The 6,529-nt window shown below is 56.8% G+C and carries 6 protein-coding genes; 4 read left to right on the top strand and 2 right to left on the bottom strand.

Annotated elements, in window-relative coordinates; genetic code table 11:
• The 3 genes from VGK48_21345 to VGK48_21335 form a co-directional block, all read left to right on the top strand.
• A partial coding sequence (locus tag VGK48_21345) for a P-II family nitrogen regulator (GenBank protein HEY2383728.1) occupies positions 1 to 187 on the top strand: 187 nt, incomplete at its 5' end.
• A gap of 339 nt (positions 188 to 526) precedes the next feature.
• A complete protein-coding gene (locus tag VGK48_21340) occupies positions 527 to 2,353 on the top strand; it encodes an APC family permease (protein HEY2383727.1) in 1,827 nt (608 codons plus the stop codon).
• 81 nt (positions 2,354 to 2,434) lie between these two features.
• Entirely contained in the window at positions 2,435 to 4,234 is a 1,800-nt protein-coding gene (locus tag VGK48_21335; protein ID HEY2383726.1) for a protein kinase, read from the top strand.
• Between the two features lie 5 nt (positions 4,235 to 4,239).
• Here the strand turns inward: VGK48_21335 and VGK48_21330 are convergent, their stop codons facing one another.
• Both VGK48_21330 and VGK48_21325 read right to left on the bottom strand, forming a co-directional pair.
• Positions 4,240 to 4,929: a response regulator transcription factor gene (locus VGK48_21330; GenBank protein HEY2383725.1), complete on the bottom strand. Its 690-nt coding sequence runs from the start codon at positions 4,927 to 4,929 to the stop codon at positions 4,240 to 4,242.
• 8 nt (positions 4,930 to 4,937) lie between these two features.
• Positions 4,938 to 6,350, bottom strand: a complete 1,413-nt coding sequence (locus VGK48_21325) for a DUF4118 domain-containing protein (protein ID HEY2383724.1) — start codon at positions 6,348 to 6,350, stop codon at positions 4,938 to 4,940.
• Positions 6,351 to 6,407: 57 nt separating this feature from the next.
• On the opposite strand from VGK48_21325, the gene VGK48_21320 reads away from it, so the two are divergent.
• A partial coding sequence (locus VGK48_21320) for a P-II family nitrogen regulator (GenBank protein ID HEY2383723.1) occupies positions 6,408 to 6,529 on the top strand: 122 nt, incomplete at its 3' end.

Raw genomic sequence — 6,529 nt, 5'->3', positions numbered from 1 at the left:
GGAGTACAGCGTAACCCTGCTTCCCAAGGTCAAGATCGAAGTTGTCATTCCCGACGAACGCGCAAACGAAATCCTCAAGACCATCATCGCGACGGCGCGCACCGGCGAGATCGGCGACGGGCGTGTGTTTGTGTTGAACGTGGAAGACGGCTACAACGTCCGCACCGGCGAACGGGACGTCATGTAGCCGAAGATGCTCAAGGAATCGTGCTGCATCCGCGAGGACAGCAAACTTAATTGCGTTTCATATCAACGAGATGTAAGCGGGGTGGATTAGCCGGCGGGGGACGTTAGCAAATTCTTCACACTAACCTACAAAAATGTATGGACAGGACCGCCCGTCTTCGTCTATAAATTCCGCAGTTCGACACAACGAAGTGCCGATGGCGGAAAGACTACGAAGTCTTCAATCCGGTTGGATCCGGGTTGAGGGCTTTTTTTGTTTTTGGGTGAAAAACTCAGGTCTTTCCTGGACAACGCCGTCCTTTTGGATTTCAGAACAAACGAAAATCAAAAGGAGTACGACATGTCATCTAACGAAAAGCCGACCACGAGGGCGACACTGGGCCTGGGTGGTCTGACGATGAACGCCATGGCGCTGATTGCGCCGGGCGCATTCCTGTGGCTCACCTTCTTCATTCAGTCCTCGTACGGCGCGCCGATGGCAGCGCAGGGCATGTGGTTCGGCATTTTCGCAGCGCTGATGCTCTGCCTGGCGACTGCGATCGCATACGCAGAACTGTCGAAACTGTATCCCGGAGCGGGTTCATCCTATTTCTTCGCCGAACAGGCATTCCTGAGCAAGACGAAAGCATACCGGTTCGCTCGAATCGCAAAGTTCATGGTCGGCTGGGCGAGCCACCTTTACTACTGGGTATATCCGGGCCTGATGGTCGGCGTGACGGCTCTGGTTGTCGGCTACATGTTCGGACAGATCTGGCCGGACACCTTCAGCGCATCCATCCCAAGCCCTCTGTTCATGATCATCTTCTGTCCGCTGTTTGCCATCGCCGTGGGCTACATCTGTTTCCGCGGCGTGACGGGCACGACGGCCGTCAATACAGCGATCAACGTGATCCAGATCACTGCGCTGGTCGTCTTCTCCTTCATGGCCATCGGTTATCGCATGAACCATCCGCAGGGATCGGTCGGCATCACTCTCGATCCGAACGGCGCGCCGATCAGCAAAGTCATCGCCATGGATAAAGATGGGAAGCCCGTCAAAGATGCGCAGGGCAACTTTGTGATCGCCAAAGGGCCGGACGGAAAAGAGCAGGATTTCACGGTCGATTATTCCATGCCGATTCAAAAGGGACCTTCGGCGGATAATCCTAAAGTGATGGTGGACCAGTTCCAGTATCACAGTTCCCCAGGGTCAGTGGTCGCGCCGCATAATTTCAATTACGTGTTCATTCAGGCTTGTATCGCGATTCTGATTCTGGTCGGCTTCGAGTCGGTCACCTCGATGGGCGAGGAGGCGAAGGACCCGAAAAACCATATCCCGAAAGCGGTGGTTCTCTCGCTGCTGGTTCAGGGACTCATCTGCTATGCAATCGAATATTTCGCAGCGAATTATTTCCTCCATAACGGATACCAGCTTTCGAATGCACTGGGCTCGGCTGCGCCGATCGGTGACATGATGATCATTGTGGGCACATGGATGTTCGGCAGCGCAGCGGCCGGCAAGGCGTTCATGCTGGTCCAGGCGTTCACGGTGTTTCTTGCTCTCGTCGGCACCACGCTGTCGTGCATGAGCACGGGCGCCCGCGTCACCTACGCCATGGGCCGCGACGAAGAAGTGCCCGAGCATTTCGGCATGCTGCACGGGGAGAAACTGACGCCTCACCGGGCAATCTGGACGCTGGTTACGCTTTCGGCGATCATCGGCATCCTGACAATCCTGTTCAACTTTGCGGGTCCGGGAGCGCAGACCGACGATACGATCAGGGCTCTTCCGCACAACATCTGGTACAGCTTCGGACTCTTCAGCCATGACTTTGCCGCCAAACTGCCGCAAAGCTCGGTCGTTATCACGCTGGTCAGCAACTTCGGAACGTTCCTGCTTTACATGATGACGTGCGTAGTCGCCATCGTCGCTTTCAGAGAGCATCACACCTTCAACGGGTTCAAGCACATGTTCATACCGATCTTCGGTGTTGCCGCGAACCTGATGTGTATGTTGTTCTACCTGATCGGTCCGTTCATGGTCAGCGGCATGAGCTGGCATGAACCGTATGTTGCGCTGGGCATATGCGCGCTATGGGGTATCTACGGCTTGATTTACTTCAAGAGCGCGAGTTCGAGGAAAGGCAAAGAGCTCTACGTCTCGGCGCCTCAAAAAGTGAAAGTGTAACCAGACGGGAGGGGGGTCGCACGCCGGAATTCCGCAGTTCAGGAATTCCGGGGTGCGACCCCCCTCAGTTACAATAGCCACTTGAAGCTGATATTTGCAGAACTCTCCTCGACGGGCCCGGTTCGTCATCACAACGAAGACTCCATCGGATTCTGGCAACCCGAAAATGAAGACGAAAGGCTCGTCCATGGCTCGCTTGCCGCGGTAGCGGATGGCGTCGGAGGCCTGAGCTCCGGTGAAATCGCCAGCCGGATGGCGATCGACATCGCTCTCAACACTTTCAAGACGGCTTCACGAGGCAGCAAACCCAACCAGATTCTCGAGCAGATCTTCAAAGAAGCGAATCTCGACATCTACAACTTCGGCGTCGAGTCCGAGCAGCGGCGCATGGGAACCACACTAAGCGCCTGCATCTTCCGGAATAAGGAAGTGAACATCGGCCACGTCGGGGATTGCCGCGTCTACCTGGTGCGCAGCGGCACGGTAAAGAAGCTGACCTCGGATCACACCTACGTCGAAATGCAGCGCAAGCTCGGCCTGATTTCCCAGGAAGAGGCGATGTCCAGCGAGCTGCGTTCCGTTCTGACGCGTTCTCTCGGCCAGAATCCCATCGTCCAGATGGATTTCTCAAAGTCGAGTCTCATGAACAGGGACTGCATTATTCTGTGTTCCGACGGTCTTCACACGCTCTTCATGGAGCATGAGATCGCCGACGTGATGCGCCGCATGGAGCCCGCGGCTGCCTGCGAATATCTGATCTCGACGGCGGAAAGCCGCGGCGCGGAAGACAACATCTCCGTTCAGGTGATCCGTGTCGAGGAGGTGAAGCAGACTGCCTTCTATCGGGGACTCTCAGCCCTGTATCCGGATACCAAAACCGAAAGCTCCACCCATGTGACGTCCGAAGTCGAAGTCGGCCAGGTCCTGGATGACCGGTTCGAAATCGTGGAACCGATTCACCGCAGCGCGATGAGCACGGTCTTCAAAGCGCTCGACAGAAAGACCGCAGAGCCTGTCGCAGTGAAAGTGCCGTTGATGAATCTGGAAGCCGATCCTGCGTTCTATTCGAGATTCGAGCGGGAAGAGGAGATCGGTAAGGCTCTCGATCACCCGGGAATTCTCAAGATCATCCCTGTCGAGCAGAAGAGCCGCCCTTATATAGTCATGGAATTCGTCAAAGGGCAGACTCTCGAACGCCTCATGCAGACGGTCGGAATCCTGCCGATCGCCGACACGTTGAAAATCGCCAGCCGTCTCTGCGGTGCGTTGGATTACATGCACCATCATGGTGTGATCCACCGGGATATGAAGCCGTCCAACGTCATGCTGTGCGACGATGGATCGCTTCGCATCATGGACTTCGGCATCGCCAAGACCGAAGCGATGCGGAGGATCACCTTCGGCGGCTTCTCCCCGACGATGGGAACACCGGACTACATGGCGCCGGAACAGATCAAGGGAAAGCGCGGCGACCAGCGCACAGACATCTACAGCCTCGGCGCGATCCTGTATGAGATGCTCACGGGGCAGGTTCCGTTTCAAGGTCCGAACGTGTATGCCGTGATGAACTCACGGCTGGAGGGCGATCCGCCGGCGCCGCGCGGCATCAACTCGGAGATTCCGCCGCAAGTCGAGGAAATCGTGCTGCACGCCATGGAGCGGGATCCGTTCAAGCGCTATCATTCGGCGTCCGCAATGAAGGCCGAACTCGACGCGCCGGAATCTGTTCACATCACCCACCGCCATCAACGGCTGCGGCGCTCGAAACCGTGGAAAAGAAGAATTCGCCAGATCCGGATGTACGTGATCATTGGACTGATTCCGATCGTGATGTTTTTTCTCTTATGGTTTCTTCTGAGCCGGCAGGGACACCATCATTAGGTCATTCATTGCGGCAGGCGGAGGCGGTAACCGATCCACGGCTCGGTGATGAGGTATTTCGGATTTGAAGGATTCCTCTCGATCTTCTTGCGAAGCTGGTTGATGAACACACGCAGATGCTCGACCTCATCGGCGTGTTCTTCACCCCACACCGACTGCAGCAACTCCGTATGCGGAATCGGCACGTTCGCATGAGCCACCATATATTGAAGAAGATCGAATTCCTTGGGGGTTAATCTCGCCTCCCGGCTTCCCACATAGACCCGGCGCAGGTTGAAATTGATTTCGACGTTATCGAATTGAATGACCTGCATTTCCTTCGAGAAGTTCGTCGCTCGCCGGAGTGCGGCGCGAATTCGCGCGAGCAGCTCCGGAGAGCTGAACGGCTTGGTAACGTAGTCGTCGGCGCCTGCGTCGAGAGCTGCGATTTTATCGGTTTCCGCGTCGCGGACGGTCAGCATGATGATCGGAACATTGGATGTCGCACGGATTCTCCGGCACGTCTCGAGACCGTTCATGCCGGGCATATTCACATCGAGAACGATCAGCGCGGGCTTTTCATCGCGCATTTTCTCGAGCGCTTCTTCGCCGTTGCGCGCGTCCGCCGCCCCATATCCGTGTTCAGTCAATGCCGTGTGAAGCACGCGCCGGATCTGAGGGTCATCATCGACGACCAGAATTGTCGCAACGGCCATATTTACGCTCAGCCGGCCGGAATCGTCATCACGAATTCCGTGCCGTTTCGATCGCTGCCGGCGAGAGCAATGTCACCGCCGTGAGCCATCAGAATCTCCCGCGCCACCGGCAGCCCCATTCCTGTTCCTGCAACCAGGTGCCGGACATTCTGACCGCGGTAAAACTTGTCGAAAATGCGCGAGCGCTCCAGATCGGACAGGGGCTCACCCTGATTGTGCACCGAAATCAGAAGATTCCCAGCGCTCAATCGTGAGGAAATCCCGATGGCCGATCCGCGCAAGGAATACTTCAGCGCATTGTCGACGAGCTGCCGGAGAGCCAGCTGAATCAACTCGCCGTCGATAAAGACGGGCGGGAGATCCGTAACTCCGAGCACATCCAGGCAACGGCCGTCACGCTGCACCTCCGTCTCGCTGACAAGGTGCTCGATGACGCTTCCGATCGAAATCCACTGCCGGTTGATCTGAATATGTCCGGCTTCGATACGGGCAATGCGTGTCGCTTCCGTTACCAGACGGCCCAACCGGTCGACTTCCTGGTCCACGATCAACGTCAGCTCGCGGCGCGCGGGACTCGATATATTCGATGCCAGCATCGCCGTCGTCGCGGCGCGGATCGACGTCAGAGGGGTTTTGAATTCATGAGCAAGGCCATCCAGCAGGGTGGATTTGAATTCCTGGCTTTGCCGGGCGGCCTGTGAACGGGTGGCAATATCACGGCTGCCGGCATTTTCAAGGGCGATACCGACGAGGTTCAGCACTGCCTGCAGGGCCGTGCCGGCCAGTACGCCTCCCTGAATGGCAATACTGCCCGTCTTTTGTCCCCCGCGGCTGATCGGGGCAAACAGCGTATCGATGTTCTCATCTCTGGATTGCCTTCCATCGATGGAGGCGCCTTTCAAGCGGGATTCAACATTGAAAATACTGTCGGCGCCGCCGATAAACACGGCATCCGTGCGGCAGTCATAGATCGCCACCGCAGGAATCTCGCAAATTCGGGCGAGCTCGCGCGCGAGCTGCTCACCGATCGGCTGCGTTTCATCCATCATCATGATGGTCCGGCTCAGCGAATAAAGCCGCTCCATCTCCATTCCACGCCGCCGCCCCCTCCGGGACAGTTCGCTCGCGATGAGGCCGCTGAACAGAAACGCAAATAACGCGGCCCAATTCTCCGGATCGGAAATGGTCCAGGCGCCTACCGGAGGCAGAAAGAAATAGTTGAAACAAACCGTCGCGGCAAGCGACGCCACAACCGACTCGACGATTCCGCACCAGGCCGCGATCAGAAGAATCGAAATCAGATAGACAAAGCCCACGGTCGTCGCGTTGACGGCCACGATCTGTCTGAAGACCAGCGTGATCAGGAAAACCGCCCCCAGAGCGGCCGGCAGGCTGATCTTGAATGAAATCCTTCGGGACATCGGGCTTAGAATACCTCACCGCTATGATGTTTCTGCGATGTGGTTTATGCTGAGCCGATGAAACTGATCACCGCAATCGTCCGGCATGAAAAGCTGGAGGAGATCCAGGAAGCCCTGATCAAACTCAAGGTACTGGGCATGACGGTCCGGGAAGTCCGCGGCCACGGCAGGCAGAAAGG

It is taken from the genome of Terriglobia bacterium (assembly GCA_036496425.1).
GTDB lineage: Bacteria > Acidobacteriota > Terriglobia > 20CM-2-55-15 > 20CM-2-55-15 > 20CM-2-55-15.
Note: the sequence above shows the minus strand (reverse complement) of the source record. Positions and strands in the feature narration are given on the sequence as shown.